The organism is Thermus sp. FJN-A (assembly GCF_054655095.1).
In genome coordinates this window covers 223,871-240,430 of record NZ_BAAHSC010000174.1, presented here as the reverse complement: position 1 = coordinate 240,430, position 16,560 = coordinate 223,871, and the positions used below count along the sequence as shown (strand labels likewise).

Below are 16,560 nucleotides of genomic sequence, written 5' to 3'. Positions count from 1 at the left end.
TGGCTAGGGGGTGGGGGAGAGGGCCAGGTAGGCCAGGGCCCTGGCCGCCGCCTTGCGCCCCGAGCGCACCACCTCGGGCAGGCCCACGCCCTCCAGGTAGTTGCCCGCCAGAAAGAGGCCGGGGGCCTTGACCAGGGCCATCTCCAGGCGCTCTACCCGGTCCAGGTGGCCCACCCGGTAGGCGGGCATCCCCTCGGGGAAGCGGAAGGCGAAGGTGTGGCTTGGGCGCACCTCCCGGCCCAGGAAGCGCCTCAGGTCCTCCAGGGCCAGGCGGGCCAGGTCCATCTCCGAGCGCCGGGCCACCTCCCCCGAGAAGTAGGCCCGGACCAGGCTCCACCCCTCGGGGGCCCGGCCCGGCCACTTGTTGTGGAGCCAGGTGAAGCCCCTCACCCGGTACCCTTCCCCCGGGGCCAGGAGGAGGCCGTGGCCCAGGAGGGGCAGGGCCTCGGGGAAGGCCAGGCTCACCGTGGCGGCGGGGGTGTGGGGAATGCCCTTGAGGAGGGCGGTGGCCTCGGGGAGGAAGGGCCTTAGGAGGCTTGCGGCCACGGGGGCGGGGGTGGCCAGGATGAGGGCCTCGGCCTCGAGGGCCCCTTGGGGGGTGTAGAGGCGCCAGCGGTCCCCCCCGGGCTCCAGCCTGAGCACCGGGCTCCCCAGGCGCACGGCCTCCGCCACCTCCTCGGCCATCCTCTGGGTGAGGGCGGAAAGCCCCTCGGGGAAGGAGAAGAAGAGGCCTCCCCCTTCCCGGCTTCCCCGGGCCTTCCGGGCCCGCATGGCCCCCAGGATGAGGCTCCGGTGCCTCCGTTCCAGCTCCAGAAGCTGGGGAAAGGCGGCCTTCATGGAGAGCTCGTCGGGCTCCCCCCCGTAGATGCCCCCGGCCAGGGGGGCCACCAGGGCGCGGTAGACCTCGGGGCCGAGCCGCCTCTCCACGAAGGCCCTGAGGCTTTCGTCCTCCTGGCCTCCCCGGGGGAGGAAGAGGTCGTAAAGGGCCCGAAGCTTGCCCATGGGGGAGAGGAGGGAGGTGCGGGCCAGGGCCTTCAGGTCCCCCGGGACCACCTGCATGAGGCCCTCGGGGAGGGGGTGGGCCCTCCCCCCACGCAGGATGAGGGCGGAGGGCTTGGCGGGCAGGGTGCCGATGGGCTCTAGGCCAAGGCGGGCCGCAAGCTCCAGGACCTCCTTCTTGTAGCGCACGCTGGCGTCGGGGCCCGCCTCCAGGAGGAACCCCCCTTGCCGGAGGGTGCGCACCTTGCCCCCCAGGCGGAGGCCCGCCTCCAGGAGGAGGAAGGGGATTCCCGCCTCCTTCAGGGCCAAGGCGGCGCTGAGGCCGGCGAGGCCCCCACCCACCACGGCTACCTGAGCCACGCGGCCTCCGCCAGATCCTTAAGGACCTGGATGTAGTCCAGGTCCGCGTTCAGGCTCCGGGCCCGGAGGAGCCTGAGGCCCACCTCGGCCGCGGTGGCCTGGGCCTCGAGGTCCAGGTCGTAAAAGACCTCCAGGTGGTCCGCGGGAAAGCCCACCGCCTGGACCACCGCCTCCTCGTAGCCCTCCTCCTTTAGCCCGCGCAGGAGCTCGTTGATGTCGGGGCCAAGCCAGGGCTCGGGGGTGCGCCCCGCGGACTGGTAGGCCACCTGGAAGCGGGGGAGGGAGAGCTTCTTGGCGATGAGCTCCGCCGTCTTTTCCACCTGGCGGGGGTAGGGGTCCCCCCGCTCCACGGCGGAGAGGGGGATGGAGTGGGCGGTGAAGACGTAGGCGGCCCGCTTGGGGTCCTTGAGCCGCCAGATGGCCTCCTCCAGCCTCCTGGCGTAGGCGGCGATGAGGCCGGGGTGGGCCTCGTAGCTCTCCACCCAGACGAACTCTATGGGCTCGGGAAGGGCCTTCAGGGCCCCCTCCACCTTCTCCTGGTACTCGGCCACGCTCCTTAGGGAGTAGTGGGGGGCGGCCACCAGGGCCACCGCCCGCCTGACCCCGTCCTCGTGCATGGCGGCCACCGCCTCCCCGATGGAGGGGTGCCAGTGCTTGGTGCCCACGTAGACCCGGGCCGGCCCCTGGGGGGTGCGGGGCGGGAAGGGGCCCTGGAGGCGCTTGGGGTAGGGGGGGGCCTCGAGGTTCAAGAGGGCCTGGAGCCGAATGGCCTGGACCAGGGTGATCTCGTTGAGGGGGCTCTTGCCGATGGCGGCGTAGCGCTCTTCCAGCTCGCGCAAAAGCTCCTCCGAAGGCTTCCTGCCCCGGCGGATGTCGGTGTAGTAGGGCGCGATCTCCTCGGGGGTGTAGGGGGTGCCGTAGGCCATCAGTAGGACGTTCATCCGCTTGCCTCCCTCACGAGTTCTACCACATACCGCACGTTTTCCACCGGGGTCTTGGGCAGGATGCCGTGGCCCAGGTTGAAGATGTGCCCAGGCCGGCCCGCGTTTTCCTCCAGGATGCGCTGGACCTCCCGCCTGAGCACCTCCTTGGGGGCAAAGAGGACCGCCGGGTCCAGGTTGCCCTGGACGGGGGTGTCCCCCAGGACCTCCCGGGCCCAGGGGAGGGGGGTGTGGTGGTCCAGGCCCAAGACGTCCCCCCCGGCCTCCCGCATGTCCGGCAGAAGCCCCATGGTCCCCACGCCGAAGTGGATCACGGGGACGCCCAGGGGCCTGAGGGCCTGGAAGAGCCTCGCCATGTGGGGCTTCACGTAGCGGCGGTAGTCGGCGGGGGAGAGGGCCCCCACCCAGGAGTCAAAGACCTGGAGGAGGTCGGCCCCCGCCTCCACCTGGGCCTTCAGGTAGCGGGCCATGGCCTCGGTGAGCTTTTCCAGGAGGCGGTGCCAGAGGGCTTCCTCCCGGTACATGAAGGCCTTCACCTCCAGGAAGTGGCGGCTCGGCCCCCCCTCTATGAGGTAGCTCGCCAGGGTGAAGGGGGCCCCGGCGAAGCCGATGAGGGGGACGGGAAGCTCCTCCTTGAGGAGCCTGATGGTCTTTAGGACGAAGGGCACGGCCTCCTCGGGCTCCAAGGGCCGGAGGGCCGCCACGCTCCTTTCGTCCCGGACGGGGTGGTGGATCACGGGGCCCTTCCCCTCCACCAGGGAGAGCTCCACCCCCATGCCGTAAAGGGGGGTGGTGATGTCGGCGAAGAGGATGGCGGCGTCCACCCCGAGCTGCCGCACGGGGAGGAGGGTGACCTGGGCACAGATCTCGGGGTTCTCCACGATCTCGGGCAGGGTGTAGCGCCTGCGGATCTCCTGGTACTCCTTCTGGTAGCGGCCCGCCTGGCGCATGAACCAGACGGGGGGCCTCGGGGTGGGCTCCCCCCGGGCCGCCCGGAGGATGAGGTCGTTCACGCTTCCCATGCTAGCATGGGGCATGCGCGCCCTTTTCCTCGCCTTCCTCCTGGCCTTAAGCCCCTTGGCCCTCGCCCAGGAAGACCCCGTGGTGGCCCAGGTGGGGCCGGAGGCCCTCACCAAGAGCCAGTTTGAGCTCCGCTTCGGCCTCTTCGCCAAGAGCGCCCTTCGGCAGCTGGGCCTGCCCGACTCGGAGGCCTCCCGGGACCTCCTCGCCCAGTACCGCGCCCCCTACCTCGAGGCCCTGGCGGAGGAGCGGGCCCTCCTCCTTTTGGCCAAGGCCAAGGGCTTCTGGCCCGAGGCGGGGGTGGTGGAGGCCAAGGTGTGGCAGCTGAAGGAGGCCTTCCCCACGGAGGAGGCCCTGCTTTCCGCCCTCCGGGAGGCCGGGGTGCCCAGCCTGGAGGCCTACCGCCTCCTCCTCGCCGAGGCCATGGCCCTGGAGGCCCTGGAGGCCCACTACCGCGAGCGGCTAAGCGTCTCCCCGGCGGCCCTCAAGGCCCTTTGGCTCCTCTCCCCCGAGTACCGCCACCCCGTCCTCTACTGCGCCCGGCACATCCTGCTGCCCACCCTGGAGGCGGCCAAGGAGGCCCTCGCCCGCCTGGAGAAGGGGGAAGCCTTCCCGGAGGTGGCCCAGGCCCTCTCCCAGGACCCCGGCTCCAAGGAGGAGGGGGGAAGCCTCGGGTGCGAGCCCGAGGGCACCTACATCCCCGCCTTTGAGCGGGCCCTCCTGGCCCTGAAGCCGGGGGAGGTGTCCCTCCCGGTGGGCACGGAGTTCGGCTTCCACCTGATCCTCCTGGAGCGGGTGGTGCCCGCGGGCCGCTACCCCCTGGAGGAGGTGCGCCAGGACCTGGAGGCCCAGGTGAAGGACCGGGCCTGGCAGGCCCTGGCCAAGGCCCTCATCCGCCCCTACCCCATAAGGCTTTACCCCGAGCGCCTATAGCTGGAGCAATAGGGCCTCGTCCCCGGTGGGCCCCCGGGCCAGGAGGAGGGCCTCCCCGGGGGCGTAGATGCCGCTTCGCCCCTCAAAGGAAAGGCCCAGGATCTTCCCGTTCAGCATGGGGTTGAGGAGGAGCCTCAGGTGTTCCCGGCCCACGAGCCTTTCCCGGGCCGAGGCCAGCCACACCTCCCCCTCCCGGCGGCTCCGATCCCAGGGCCAGGGGCGCTCCCAGGGGGCGGGGTTGGCGGAGGGCTGGAGGAGGACCTCCGCCCCCCAGGCGTCCAGGCGGGAGAGGTGCTTTTCGTGGAAGCCGTCCAGGCAGATGAGGATCCCCACCTTTCCCGCCCGGGTTTCCACCAGGTGGGCCCCGAAGGCCCCCCGCCTTAGCCAGCGCTCCGGGGGGGTGAGCTCCATCTTGGGCACCTGGGCCAGGAGGCGGCCCTCCGGGTTGAAGAAGAGGGCCAGGTTCTGGAAGAAGGGGGTGCGGCTGAACCGTCCCCGGGCCAGCTCCTCCTCGTAGGGGGGGGAGAGGAGGGTCCCGGCGAGGAGGTAGGCCCCGTAGGCCCGGGCCGCCTCGGCCATCACCCGGTGGAAGACCCCGTAGGCCCGCCCCGCCCGCCGCCAGGGGAGGAGGGGGTTCTTGAGGAGGTCCGTGGGGCCGATATCCCCCTCCAGGTGAAGGAGGAGGGGGAGGCCGAAGAGCTCGGGGAAGGCGGCGAGCCTGGGGGGAGGGGTGGCCTCGAGGGGCTTGAGGAGGGCGTAGACCCGCTCCCGGAAGGCCTCCTCCGTGCGGTAGGCCTCGGGCCTCACCGCCGCCTGGACGGCCAGCAGGGTGCGGAAGGGCACGCCCCCAGTCTACAGGCTCTGGGCCACGATGAAGACCCCCATGACCACCAGGAAGAGGGCGAAGCCCCGCTTCAGGCTCTCCTGGGGCAGGCGCACCGCCAGCCGCCCCCCCACCACCCCCCCCAGGGTGCCCACCAGGACGAAGAGCCCCGCGGTGGCGTAGTTCACGGAAAGGCCCAGGGCGGGGAGGAGGTGGAGGTACTTGTAAAAGCCGGCGAAGGACTTGAGGGCGATGATAAGGAGGCTCGTCCCCACCGCCAGGTGCATGGGAAGCCCCCCCAGGAGGACCAGGGCGGGCACGATCAAAAACCCCCCGCCCACCCCCACGAACCCCGTGAGGGCCCCCACGGCGAGGCCGTCCAGGAGGATCTTCCAGGCCTTGCGCTCCCCCTTGGCCCTGAGGGGGGCGGGCCTCGCCATGAAGTAGGCGGCGAGGAGCATGACCAGGGCGAAGGTGAGGAGCTGGACCTCCCCGGAGACGAACCGGGAGGACCAGGCCCCCAGGTAGGTGCCCGCCATCCCCGGCAGGCCGAAGAGGAGGACGTTCCGCCAGTCCACGAGGCCCCTCAGGGCGTAGGGGACCGCCCCTAGGAGGGCGATCCCCCCCACGATGAGGAGGCTTTCCGCGATGGCCTGCTTGGGGGGCTCCCCCAGGAGGTAGACCAGGACGGGCACGGTGAGGATGGACCCCCCGGAGCCCAAAAGCCCCAGGGAAAGCCCGATGAGGAGGGCGCCGAGGAGGGCCAGGGTCATCGCTCCACCGGAAGCCCCGCCCCCATCCAGGCGTAGGTGCCCCCTGCCAGGTTGTAGACCCGCTCCCCGGGGAAGCCCTGCTGCACCAGGAAGTCCGCGGCCACCCCGGAGCGGTTGCCCGAGTTGCACACGAGGAGGATGGGCCGGTCCTGGGGAAGCTCCGCGAGCCTTTGGGGCAGGGTGGCGAGGGGGATGTTCACCGCCCCCGGCACGTGGCCCTCCCGGTACTCCCACGGCTCCCGCACGTCCACCACGAGGGCTTCCTGAAGGAGGGCCTTGGCCTCCTCCGGCCCCACCTCCTGGAAGGGGGTGGCGGCGTAGCCCACCTCCACGGGCGTGGTGTCCAGGGGCAGGCCCGCGCGGTACCAGCGCACGATGCCCCCCTCCAGGTTGAGGACGTTGCCGTACCCTTGGGCGCCAAGCCAGGCGGCGGCCTGCCAGGAGCGGTTCCCCGTGCGGCAGTAGAGGACCACGGGGCGGTCCTGGGGGATCTCCCCGTAGCGGGCCATGAACTCGGAGAGGGGGAGGAGGGTGGCCCCGGGGATGCGGGCCTGGGCGTATTCCTCCACCTCCCGCACGTCGATGAAGGGCACGCCCTCCTCGTGGAGGCGCTTGGCCTCTTCCGGCGTGAGGTTTTTCACCTGGGTTTCGTACATGGGTCCTCCCAAGGGGCGGGGGCCTACCCCCCCCGCCCGGGTCCTCAGGCCTCCACCAAGGCCTCGCCCTTTTCCACCGGGAAGCCCGCCTCCTGCCAGGCCCGTATCCCCCCGGTGAGGTTCAGGGCATTTTTGAAGCCGTGGGCCAAGAGGGCGCTGATGGCGGTGCTGGAGCGGTCCCCTCCCACGCAGTGGACGATGAGGGGCCGGTCCTTGGGGAGCCGGTCCAGGTGGGCGAGGACCCGCCCCGCGTGGAGGTTGAGGGCCCCCGGGATGTGGCCCGAGAGGTACTCGTCCCGCCCCCGCACGTCGAGGATGAGGGCCTTGCCCTTTTCCCAAAGCTCCCTGGCCTCCTTGACGGTGATCTGGGGGACGGTCTCCAGCTCGCCCTCCGCGTAACCCTGGAGGCTCGGGATGTACCCCACCACCTCGTCCAGGCCGATGCGGACGAGGGCCCGGGTGAGGGCCTCCACCTCCGAGGGGTGGGCCAGGAGGACGAGGGGGCGGTCGTAGGGCAGGAGCCAGCCCGCCCAGGTGGCGAAGTTCTTACCCGCGGGGATGTTGATGCTCCCCGGCAGGTGCCCCCCGGCGAAGGCGAACTTGTCCCGGGTGTCCACCAGGATGGCCCCATCCTTGAGCCAGCGGGCGAACTGGGCTGGGGTGAGGCGGCCCGGGTGGGGGAGGCCGCCCAGGATGGCCATCCCATCCCGGTTCAGGCGCTTCATCTCCTTAAAGTAGGTGGGGGCCTCGGGCTGGCCCTGGAGGAGGGCCCGCACGAACCCCTCCTCGTCGCCCTTCTCCAGGTACTCCGCCCACCAGGCGTGGCGGCGCTCGTACCCCACGGTGGTGGCGGGGAGGGCCCCCAGGGCCTTGCCGCAGGCGGAGCCCGCCCCGTGGCCGGGCCAGACCTGCACGTGGTCGGGGAGGGTGAGGAACTTCTCCTTGAGGCTCCGGAACATCCGCCTGGCCCCGGGCTCCGCCGTGCCCTTGATCCCGGCCGCCTCCTCCAGGAGGTCGGGCCGGCCCACGTCCCCCACGAAGACGAAGTCCCCGGTGAGGAAGAGGAGGGGCTCCTCCGTCACCGCCCCGTCCGCCACCAGGAAGGAGAGGTGCTCGGGGGTGTGGCCGGGGGTGTGGACCGCCCGCACGCGGATGTTCCCCACCCTGAACGCGTCCCCGTCCTTGAGGAGGACGTGGGGGTACCCCTCCAGGCCCTTATACTTCCAGTTCTCGTCCCCCTCGTCGGAGAGGTACAGGGTGGCCCCGGTGGCCTTCGCGAGCTCCCTGGCCCCCGAGAGGTAGTCCGCGTGGATGTGGGTCTCGGCGATGGCGGTGATGCGGAGGCCCAGGGACTGGGCGAGCTCCAAATAGGTGTCCACGTCCCGCTTGGGGTCCACCACCAAGGCCTCCCCGGTGGCGGCGCAGCCCAAGAGGTAGCTCATCTGGGAAAGACCCTCCTCGTAAACTTGCCGGAAAACCATGGCTTCACCTCCGGGATGGGACCTTTGTCCCCACGGGCCCCAATATACCCCATGGGGGTACATCCGTCAAGCCAAGGGCTTATCGTGAAGCCGGGCTCTATCATCAAAAGGGCGCCTCTGCTATAGTCGTTAAAGGATGTACCCCTACGGGGGTATCCGGGAGGAAAACATGGCGCTACTGGGACCGAAGGAACAGGAGATCGTGCGCGAGCGGCTTGCCAACCTGGTGCGGGACGTGGAGCTGGTGCTCTTCACCGACACCTCCACCCTCATCGCCCCGGGGAAGGAGCCCTGCCTCTACTGCAAGGAGACCAAGCAGCTCTTGGAGGAGCTTTCCGCCCTTTCCGACAAGCTCCACCTGGTGGTCTACGACCTGGCCACCCCCGAGGGGAAGGAGCAGGCCGAGGCCTACAAGGTGGAGGCCGCCCCCACCTTGATCCTGCGGGAGAAGGGTTCGGAGGCCATCAACCTGCGCTACCGGGGTATCCCGGCGGGCTACGAGTTCGCAAGCCTCCTCGAGGACATCGAGATGCTGGGCCGGGACGGCCACGGCCTGCCGGAGCACGTGGTGGAGGAGCTCAACAACCTCCCCGAGGAGGTGGTGCTCCAGGTCTTCGTCACCCCCACCTGCCCCTACTGCCCGCAGGCGGTGCGCACCGCCCACCGCATGGCCTACGCCTCCCCCAAGGTCTTCGGCGAGATGATTGAGGCCAACGAGTTCCCCGAGCTCTCCAGCCGCTACCACATCCACGGGGTGCCGGACACCATCGTCAACCACGGCAAGGAGCGGATCCTGGGGGCCCAGCCCCTCTCCCAGTTCCTCCAGGCCATCCGGAAGGCCGTGGGGGTCAAGGCCTAGCATGACCCGCCGCGCCCTCTTAGGCCTCCTCGCCCTCTCCTTCCTCGCCGCCTGCGGCCCCAAGGGGAGCTACCAGAACGTGGGCCCGGAGGAGCTTTACCGGGCCCTCGAGTCCGGGGCGGTGGTGGTGGACGTGCGCACCCCCATGGAGTTCGCCCAGGGGCACGTGCCGGGGGCCATCAACCTGCCGGTGGAGGCCATCGCCTCCTGGGCGGACCAGGTACCCAAGGACCGGCCCGTCTACCTCTACTGCCGAAGCGGCAACCGCAGCCGGCAGGCGGCGGAGTACCTGAAGCGGAAGGGCCACGCCAACCTCTACAACGTGGAGGGTGGGGTGCTGGCCATTGAGCGGGCGGGGTATCCCCTGGTCCGGTGATGGACGCGCTCCAGGTGGGACCCTTGGCCATCCCCTGGGCGAGAGTCCAGGTGGCCCTGGCCCTCCTCGTCCTGGTGGGGGTGGCCGAGGTCCTGGCCCGGCGGGTGGACCGGCGGCTTTCCCCTTGGGCCCACAATGCGGTTTTGCTGGGTTTGGTGGGGGCCCGGCTCGGGTTTGTCCTGGAGAACTGGGCCGTCTTCGCCCGCGATCCCCTCTCCGTCCTCTACGTCTGGCAGGGAGGGTTTGACCCGGTCTGGGGTATCCTGACCGCAGGAGGGTATACGCTCATGGCTTTGCCCAAGCACCTTTGGCGCTACGCCCTGGTGGCGGCCCTGGCGGCTGGCCTGGGGCTAGGGCTCTTCCTCACCCGGAAAGGCGGGGCGCAGGAGGTGCGCCTCCCCGGGCTCACCCTGGCCTCCTTGGGTGGCACCCCGGTCAACCTCCAGGAGTTCCGGGGCAAGCCCCTGGTGGTGAACACCTGGGCCACCTGGTGCCCCCCGTGCCGGCGGGAGCTACCCATGATGGTGCGCGTGAGCCAGGAGAACCCCGGGGTCCGCTTCGCCTTCGTGAGCCAGGGGGAGGGCCCGGCCGTGGTGCGAAGCTTCCTGGAGGCCCAGGGGCTTGCCCCCGAGTGGGTGCTCCTGGACCCGGAGACCCGGCTTTCCCAGGCCCTGGGGGTTCAGGGCCTCCCCACCACCTTCTTCTTTGACCGGGAGGGCCGCCTGGTGGCCCGGCACCTGGGGGAGCTCTCCGAGGCCCTGCTCCTGGGGTACCTCCGGGTCTTGCGCTAGCCCGCGGAAAGCAGGGTCTCCTTCCCCCCCACCACCGTCTTGAGGTGCACGGGGCGGCCCCAGAGGCGGTGGAGGTTTTCCAGCACCGCCTTGGTCTTCCTCAGGTCCAGCTCCACCCCCTCGTAGACCTGGGAAAGGAAAAGCTCCCCCCGGTTGGCGTAGTTGGCGTCCACCAGTTCCACGATGGGGTAGCCCATGTTGCTGAGCCGAAAGAGGAGGGCCTCCTTGGCCTGGGCGAAGTGGGCCAGCTCCTCCGGGTCCACCAGGCGGTGGCGCAGGGCGAACTCTGGGGTAAGGAATTCTTCCAGAAAAGGGATGTCCGTGTACACGGTGCGCACCTGGAAGAGCTTCCTCAGGCCCTCCCCGGTGGGGGCCTCGTAGGCGAGGCGCTCGCCCAGGGGCAGGGCCTCGTACGCCGGGCCGAAGCGCCCCTTGTCCCAGCGCTCCTCCACCTCCTTCAGGAGCAGGTAGCCCAGGCGGTAGGGGTTGAACCCGTGGGGGGCGAGGAGGCCCGCCTGGAGCTCGGCGAACTCCACCGCCTCCTCCGGGGTGAGGAGGGGGAGGAGGAGCTTGGTGTGCCAGTAGGTGGCCCAGCCCTCGTTCAGGATCTTGGTGGCCGCCTGGGGAAGGTAGTAGAGGGCCTCCTCCCGGATGATCTCCAGGATCCCCTTCTGCCAAGGGGCCAGGGGCGCATGCCGGGCCAGGAAGCCCAGGACGTCCCGGGTGGGCCTGGGCGGCAAGGGCTTGGGGCTTGCGCCCTCCTCCGCCTCCTTGGGGGGCTTGGGGGGAGGGTTCACGTAGGGGTCCAGGTAGGGGCGCACCCGGAGGCGCTCCTGGGGTTCCCCTTCCTCCGCTTCCTCCCGCCTTTGAATGTAGGGGAGGTGGGGGTCCACGAGGTTTTCCAGGGAGAGGGCCATGTCCAGAAACTCCTCCACGCTCCGGGCCCCGTGCCGCTCCATGGCCCTTTCCACGTAGGCGGCGTGGTGGGCCATCTCGGAGAGCATGTCCTTGGGGATGGGCTTAAAGGCCAGGTTGTTCCGGAAGAAGTCCGCGTGGGCGTAGACGTGGGCCATGACCAGCTTCTGGGCCAGGAGGGTGTTGCCCTTGAGGAGGTAGGCGTGGACGGGCTCGGTGTTCACCACCAGCTCGTAGATGCGCCCCAGGCCGTACCGGTAGGTCTCCCGGTAGCGCAGGTACTCGCTCCCCCAGCGCCAGTGGGGGTAGCGGCGGGGGAAGCCGCCGTAGGCGGCCAGCATGGCCATCTCCTCCGGTCCCACCTCCTCAAAGAGCACGGGGGGGAAGGTGAGCCCGGCCTCCTGGGCCCTTTCCGCCAGCCTTTCCGCCCACAAGCGCAGCTCCTTCCGCACGGCCTAGCCTCCCAGTAGCCGCCTGAGGGCCACGGGCAGGTCCTCCTTGCCCCGGACTTCCGCGGTGGCGAGTCCCTCTTGCCTGCCCAAACTTTCCTGTAGGTCATCCAGGAAACGCCCCTGGCCGTAGGGCCCCTGGACCTGGGCGTAGCCGTAAAGGGCCAGGGTGGGGAGGAGGCGCTTCAGGGCCTCAAGGGCCAAGGGCGTGTCCCCCTGCCAGTTCTCCCCGTCGGAGAAGTGGTACAGGTAGCGGTTGTAAAAGGCCCCGGGGTAGGCCTTCAGGATCTCCTCCGCCAGGAGGAGGGCGCTGGAGATCCGCGTCCCCCCGCCCTCCCGGGCCCGGAAGAACTCCTCCTCCGTCACCTCCCAGGCCTCGGCGTCGTGGAGGAGGTAGTGCCTTTCCAGCCTGGGGAAGTGGCGCTTGATCCAGAGGGTGATCCAGAAGGAGAGGGTCTTGACGAGCCTAAGCTCCTCCTCCCGCATGCTGCCGGAGACGTCCAAGGCGAAGAGGACCACCGCCTGGGCGTGGGGCCTCGGCTTGGTCTTGGGGGCCTTGAAGCGGAGGTCCTCCCGCTCGGGGACGAGGAGGGGGTCTTCCTCCCGGTACTCCCCGCTTTGCAGGGCCCTTTTCAGGCTCTCCTTGAGGGTGCGGCGCACGTGCCGGAGGCCCCTTGGCCCCTTGCGGGCGAGGGTGGTGTAGCGGAAGGCCTCCTCCGTGACCTCCCCCGTCCCCTTGGGCACCAGGCGGGGAAGCCTCAGGGCCTCCCCCATGAGGTCCAGGAACTCCTCCAGCTCCAGCTCGGCCACGGGCACGTGCCCGCCCGGGCCCAGGGTCTCCTCCCCCGCCCCCCCAAGGCCCAACCCCTCCCCCAGGGCCTCCCCGTAGACGATCTTGGGCAACTCCAGCTGGGGGAGGGGGATGGAGACCAGCCGCCCCTCCACCTGGCCGAAGAGCTCCTCCCGGGTCAGGAACTCCCGGGCCCTCTTCTTCACCTCCCCGCGGACGATCTCCTTGAAGCGCAAGAGGTCCCGCTCTATGGGTCTCATCGCTCGCTCCGGGCGAAGATGGAGGCGGCGAACTCCAAGACCCCGCCCGCGCAGTGCTCGCAGTAGCCGTGGTCGCGGATGAGCCGGGCCTTGACCACATCGATCTTGGCCTGGGTCTCCGGGTCCACCACCCCCGAGACCAGGGCGGAAAGCCGTATGGTGTCCTTCTGGTCCTCGAAGAGCTTGAGCTCCAGGGCCCGGCGCAGGCGGTCGTTGTCCTTATAGGTGAACTGCCGCCCCTCTAGGGCCAGGGCCCCGATGTAGTTCATGATCTCCCGGCGGAAGTCGTCCTTGCGGGACTCGGGGATCTCTATCCGCTCCTCAATGGAGCGCATGAGGCGCTCGTTGGGGGGCTCGGGGGCGCCGGTGTAGGGGTTTTTGACCCGCTCCCCCAGGACGTAGGCCTTCACGTGGTCGATGTAGTTGTGGAAGAGGCGGTTCAGGGCCTCCTCGTCGGCGGCGATGGCCCGCTGCACCTCGTTCTTGACGATTTCCGCGTACTCGGCCTTGACCTCCTGGAGGAGGGCCTTGTAGCGCTCCCGCGTCTTCTCGTCGCTGATGAGGGAGTGGTGCTTGAGGCCTTCCTCCAGCTCGTTCATCACCATGAAGGGGTTGATGCAGGGCTCCTCGCTGGTGACGAGGACGTTAGAGATCTTGTCCTGGATGTACCGGGGGCTGATCCCCTCCAGGCCCTCCCGCTTGGCCTCCCCCATGAGCTCCCGCACCGCCTCCTCCGTCCAACCGGGGAGGAGCTTGCCGTCGTAGAGCTTGAGCTTCTGCATGAGGGTGAGGCCCGCCCGCTTGGGGGGCTCCAGCCGGGTGAGCACGGCCCAGGTGGCGGCCATCTCCAGGGTGTGGGGGGCGATGTGCTTGGCCCGCACCTTGGCGAAGTCCCGCCGGTAGATCCTCACCTCGTCGGAGACCCGGAGGATGTAGGGGATGTCAATCTTGATGGTGCGGTCGCGCAGGGCCTCCATGTACTCGTTGGCCTGGAGCTTGCGGTACTCGGGCTCATTAGTGTTGTGGCAGACCACGTTCCCCACGCCGCAGGCGAAGTTGTGGAGGCCATCGCAAGCGATGTCGTAAACCCATTCCCCTCCTGCGGGACGGCGGAGGAGGCGGTGGGTGTACCGCTTGTGCCTGCCCCCGGGCTTGCCCTCCCCGGAGACGTAGCGGATCCGGTAGGCGGGGGTTTTTCCGGGCCTTGGGTAGAGGTAGACGCTATAGTCGTGTCCCAGTAGGCTCAGGAGCACCCCCACCTGGGCCGCCAGCGTGGGGGAAATGGTCTTGAACTCCCCGTATAGCCGCTGGTAGGCTTCCGAACCCTTGCGCTGCTCCCGGCTCAAGGCCCGGGAGCCATCGGTCTTGAGAAGCTCTTCCCACGCGTGCTCAAGGTAGGGGCGGGGCAAGGCGAAGAGGAAGTCGGGAAGGCGCTTGTTGGCGGCTCTCTTGCCGCAGTGATACTCGGCGAGGAGGCGGATGGCCTCGGCCCCTAGGTAAAGCCTCCAGGCGGAGTCCCGCTTGGAGCCGGAGTGGATGTAGCCCTTAGCGTCGGAGATCCGCTCGTAAGCGGCCTTGACCCGCTCTAGCTCCTCCCGGTTGGCCGAGGAGATGACGATGCCCCCGTTGCGGGCGTTTCCGTGCCCTTCCGTGGCGTACCAGATGAGGACGGTGAGGAGGGCTTTTAGATCCTCCTCGTCCTGAGGCAGGTGGTAGAGAGCCTTGAGGGCGGTGGCGTGGCGGGGAAGGGCAAGCCGTGCAAACCCTGGCGGGGTAGGACGGGTGAGGCGGCGGGCAGCCACGGCCAGGGCGAGCTCCTCCTCCATGGCAAAACCTGGTACGCCCTCCACCACGTTGATCGTCTGGGGTGGAGGAGCAAGGGGGGGAAGCTTGCGGAGGCCGAGCATCTCGTGCCCTTCCTCAGGGTAGAAGACCCGCCCTTCCCGGTCGTAGAGGGAGTGGTTGGGGGTGGTTTCCACCACGCCCCATTTCTGAGCGGAGGTAAGGAGTTCCCCGAAGAATGGGTGCCGGTAGAGGCCCAAGACCCGGGCCCAGCGGGCCTCCTTTCGCTCCGTGTCGTAGGCCAGCACCTCGAGGTCCTTGGGCCGCTCCCCAAAGCGCGTGTAAAGCCCTTCCAGCGTGGTCCAGCCGGGCCTCCCCCGGTGTCGGTAAAGGATGGGGGTCCAGCCCGCCACGCTGTGCCCGAGGATGATCTCGTCTATGTCCGTCTGGGCGAACTTCTTGGACTTGATCTTGTGCTCTTGGCTTGCGGTGAGGAGGTCGTAGAGGAAGGCCACGTCCAGCTTGAGGATCTCAATGAACTCCACCAGGCCCCGGTTGGCGATGTTGAGCTCCCCGTCGAAGTTGAAGGCCCGGGGGTCGGAGTCCGAGCCGTAGATGGCCACCTTGCGGTAGTTGATGTCCCCGGTGAGCTCGGTGGAGTCCTGGTTCTTCTCGTCCTTGGGCTGGAAGGTGCCGATGCCTATGCGGTCCTTTTCCGAGAGGACCAGGCGCCTGACCACCACCTCCTTCTCCAGGACGGCCGCCAGGTCCCCCCCGTGGCGGGCCAAGGCCTCCCGCATCTGGAAGCGGCAGACCGGGCAGAGGTCCCCCTCCACCTCCAAGGGGTAGGGGTAGTCCGGGTGGAGGGCCTTGAGCTCCGCCAGGAAGTCCTGCCGGATCTCCTTGGGCAGGAGGAGGAGGGGTTCCTCGTGCATGGGGCAGGGGAGGGGGCCCTCGGGGGTCTTCCAGTAAAAGGTGAAAAGCTTCCCCTCCTCGGTGCGGCTGTAGGCCTCCAGGCCCTTCTTGAGGAGCCTGGCGATGGTGCTCTTGGCCGAGCCCACGGGGCCGTGGAGGAGGAGGATGCGCCTCTCGGGGCCTAAGCGGTGGGCCGCGGCCTTGAGGGTGGCCACCAGGCGCATGAGGGGCTTGTCCAGGCCGAAGATGGCGTCCTTGCCCCCCTCAAAGGGGTCGTCAAAGAAGCGGTAGTGGAGGAGCTTTTCCTTGAAGAGGGTGTACTCCTCCACCCCGTGGGCCAGCACCATGTCGTGCACCCGCTGGAAGCTGGTCCTGAGGGGCCTGGGGTCCTCCTTGAGGAGGCGCAGGTAGTCGGCGAAGGAGCCCTCCCAGCTTAGGGCCCGGTAGGCCTCGAGGTCTTGGCGGCGCCGGATGCGTTCCAGTTCGCTCATGGAAGCCCTCCTCCATAGGCCAGGGGACCTCTTTGATAGCTTCGGCTTCATTATAGCACCCTCCCCGGGGAGAATGTGGCCCTCGTTCCCAGGGAGGAAGGAGGCTAACCTTTTCGCAACCGGTAAAACCCCCAGGCGTTGTGGAGGAAGTGGGCCAGGATGCCAGGGTAGAGGCTTCCCGTGAAGAGGTAGGCGGCCCCCAGGAGGAGGCCCGCAAGCCCCACGTAAAGGGGGTAGGCGAAGGCCCGCAAGGGGGCCGGGTGGAGGAGGGCGAAGAGCAGGGCCTGGAGGAAGAGGCCCGGGGTCCCTACCCGGGACACCAGGAGGCCCTGCACGAGCCCCCGGAAGAAGACCTCCTCCGCCACCCCGGAGAGGAAGGCCAGGAGGAGGAGCCAAAAAGGCCCCACGCCCCCCGCCCTCAGGGCCTCCCCCAGGGCCCCGTGGAGCCTTTCCGCCTCCCGGAAGGAGGCGGGGAAGAGGCGGCGGAAGGCCCCCTCCAGGGCCTGGAGGGCGAGGAGAAGCCCCAGGGCCAGGAGGAGATCGCGGAAGAAGTCCCCCTCTCCCCAGGGAAGGCCTAGGAGGAGCATGCCCGAGGCCCCCAGGAGGAGGAGGCCCGCCTGCAGGAGGAGGAGAAGGCCTAGGGGCGAGGGCAAGGCCCCTAGCCCTCGCCCAGGGCGAAGCCCTGGTCCAGGAGCTTCCTGGGGTAGGCGCGGAAGGCGAGCAGGGTCTCCGTGCGCTCCACGCCCTCGAGGGCCAGGATGCCCTGGGTGACGGCGTCGTCCAGCTCCTCTATGTCCTTCAGGCGCAGGAGGGCCACCAGGTCAAAAGGGCCGGTCACGGAGTAGACCTCGGCCACCTGGGGCAGCTCGGCGATGGCCTCGCCCAAGGCGGCGATGCGGTCCCCCCGGGCGCGGATGAGGACGAAGGCGGTGATCACCCCTTCATC

At 69.4% G+C, this 16,560-nt stretch carries 16 protein-coding genes; 4 read left to right on the top strand and 12 right to left on the bottom strand.

The features are described from left to right. Positions 1–3: 3 nt before the first annotated feature. Genes hemG through hemE form a run of 3 tightly spaced genes read right to left on the bottom strand, consistent with a single transcriptional unit; the run spans position 4 to position 3,322 of the window. Entirely contained in the window at positions 4–1,359 is a 1,356-nt protein-coding gene (gene hemG, locus ACYQ0J_RS06775; RefSeq protein WP_460171406.1) for a protoporphyrinogen oxidase, read from the bottom strand. Further along, positions 1,347–2,300: a ferrochelatase gene (gene hemH / locus ACYQ0J_RS06770; protein ID WP_460171405.1), complete on the bottom strand. Its 954-nt coding sequence runs from the start codon at positions 2,298–2,300 to the stop codon at positions 1,347–1,349. Before hemH ends, hemG begins: the two co-directional genes overlap by 13 nt. Continuing rightward, complete coding sequence (gene hemE / locus ACYQ0J_RS06765; protein ID WP_460171504.1) at positions 2,297–3,322, bottom strand: uroporphyrinogen decarboxylase; 1,026 nt, start codon at positions 3,320–3,322, stop codon at positions 2,297–2,299. Before hemE ends, hemH begins: the two co-directional genes overlap by 4 nt. Positions 3,323–3,335: 13 nt before the next feature. Here hemE and ACYQ0J_RS06760 point away from each other — a divergent pair, with 13 nt between their 5' ends. Next, on the top strand, positions 3,336–4,253 hold the full coding sequence (locus ACYQ0J_RS06760; RefSeq protein ID WP_460171404.1) for a peptidylprolyl isomerase: 918 nt from the start codon (positions 3,336–3,338) through the stop codon (positions 4,251–4,253). Here ACYQ0J_RS06760 and ACYQ0J_RS06755 read toward each other — a convergent pair. The 4 genes from ACYQ0J_RS06755 to ACYQ0J_RS06740 are packed head-to-tail and all read right to left on the bottom strand — an operon-like array spanning position 4,248 to position 7,986. Continuing rightward, positions 4,248–5,096 carry a nitrilase-related carbon-nitrogen hydrolase gene (locus ACYQ0J_RS06755; protein WP_460171403.1) on the bottom strand — a complete coding sequence of 283 codons (849 nt, stop codon included), beginning with the start codon at positions 5,094–5,096 and terminating at the stop codon, positions 4,248–4,250. The two genes, ACYQ0J_RS06760 and ACYQ0J_RS06755, sit on opposite strands and share 6 nt — an antisense overlap. A 9-nt stretch (positions 5,097–5,105) precedes the next feature. Next, entirely contained in the window at positions 5,106–5,849 is a 744-nt protein-coding gene (locus tag ACYQ0J_RS06750) for a sulfite exporter TauE/SafE family protein (RefSeq protein ID WP_460171402.1), read from the bottom strand. Continuing rightward, positions 5,846–6,505, bottom strand: coding sequence for a rhodanese-like domain-containing protein (locus ACYQ0J_RS06745; protein WP_460171401.1), 660 nt, complete (start codon positions 6,503–6,505; stop codon positions 5,846–5,848). Before ACYQ0J_RS06745 ends, ACYQ0J_RS06750 begins: the two co-directional genes overlap by 4 nt. A 44-nt stretch (positions 6,506–6,549) precedes the next feature. Then, a complete protein-coding gene (locus ACYQ0J_RS06740) occupies positions 6,550–7,986 on the bottom strand; it encodes an MBL fold metallo-hydrolase (RefSeq protein WP_460171400.1) in 1,437 nt (478 codons plus the stop codon). A gap of 169 nt (positions 7,987–8,155) precedes the next feature. Between ACYQ0J_RS06740 and pdo the strand changes: the two genes are divergently transcribed. Genes pdo through ACYQ0J_RS06725 form a run of 3 tightly spaced genes read left to right on the top strand, consistent with a single transcriptional unit; the run spans position 8,156 to position 10,012 of the window. After that, complete coding sequence (gene pdo, locus ACYQ0J_RS06735) at positions 8,156–8,845, top strand: protein disulfide oxidoreductase (RefSeq protein ID WP_460171503.1); 690 nt, start codon at positions 8,156–8,158, stop codon at positions 8,843–8,845. 1 nt (position 8,846) lies between these two features. Further along, entirely contained in the window at positions 8,847–9,221 is a 375-nt protein-coding gene (locus tag ACYQ0J_RS06730; protein ID WP_460171399.1) for a rhodanese-like domain-containing protein, read from the top strand. Further along, the gene (locus ACYQ0J_RS06725) at positions 9,221–10,012 is read left to right on the top strand and encodes a TlpA family protein disulfide reductase (RefSeq protein WP_460171398.1); all 792 of its coding nucleotides are present in this window, start codon (positions 9,221–9,223) and stop codon (positions 10,010–10,012) included. Before ACYQ0J_RS06730 ends, ACYQ0J_RS06725 begins: the two co-directional genes overlap by 1 nt. On the opposite strand, the gene ACYQ0J_RS06720 is transcribed toward ACYQ0J_RS06725, so the two are convergent. The 5 genes from ACYQ0J_RS06720 to ACYQ0J_RS06700 form a co-directional block, all read right to left on the bottom strand. Then, complete coding sequence (locus ACYQ0J_RS06720) at positions 10,009–11,379, bottom strand: SpoVR family protein (protein ID WP_460171397.1); 1,371 nt, start codon at positions 11,377–11,379, stop codon at positions 10,009–10,011. The two genes, ACYQ0J_RS06725 and ACYQ0J_RS06720, sit on opposite strands and share 4 nt — an antisense overlap. 3 nt (positions 11,380–11,382) lie before the next feature. Next, the gene (locus ACYQ0J_RS06715) at positions 11,383–12,426 is read right to left on the bottom strand and encodes a DUF444 family protein (protein WP_460171396.1); all 1,044 of its coding nucleotides are present in this window, start codon (positions 12,424–12,426) and stop codon (positions 11,383–11,385) included. After that, complete coding sequence (locus ACYQ0J_RS06710; protein WP_460171395.1) at positions 12,423–15,614, bottom strand: serine/threonine protein kinase; 3,192 nt, start codon at positions 15,612–15,614, stop codon at positions 12,423–12,425. The genes ACYQ0J_RS06715 and ACYQ0J_RS06710 overlap by 4 nt, the downstream gene beginning before the upstream one ends. Before the next feature lie 104 nt (positions 15,615–15,718). Beyond that, positions 15,719–16,267 carry a CPBP family glutamic-type intramembrane protease gene (locus ACYQ0J_RS06705; protein ID WP_460171394.1) on the bottom strand — a complete coding sequence of 183 codons (549 nt, stop codon included), beginning with the start codon at positions 16,265–16,267 and terminating at the stop codon, positions 15,719–15,721. Positions 16,268–16,272: 5 nt separating this feature from the next. Further along, positions 16,273–16,551, bottom strand: a complete 279-nt coding sequence (locus ACYQ0J_RS06700; protein ID WP_460171393.1) for an Lrp/AsnC family transcriptional regulator — start codon at positions 16,549–16,551, stop codon at positions 16,273–16,275. Between the last annotated feature and the right edge of the window lie 9 nt (positions 16,552–16,560).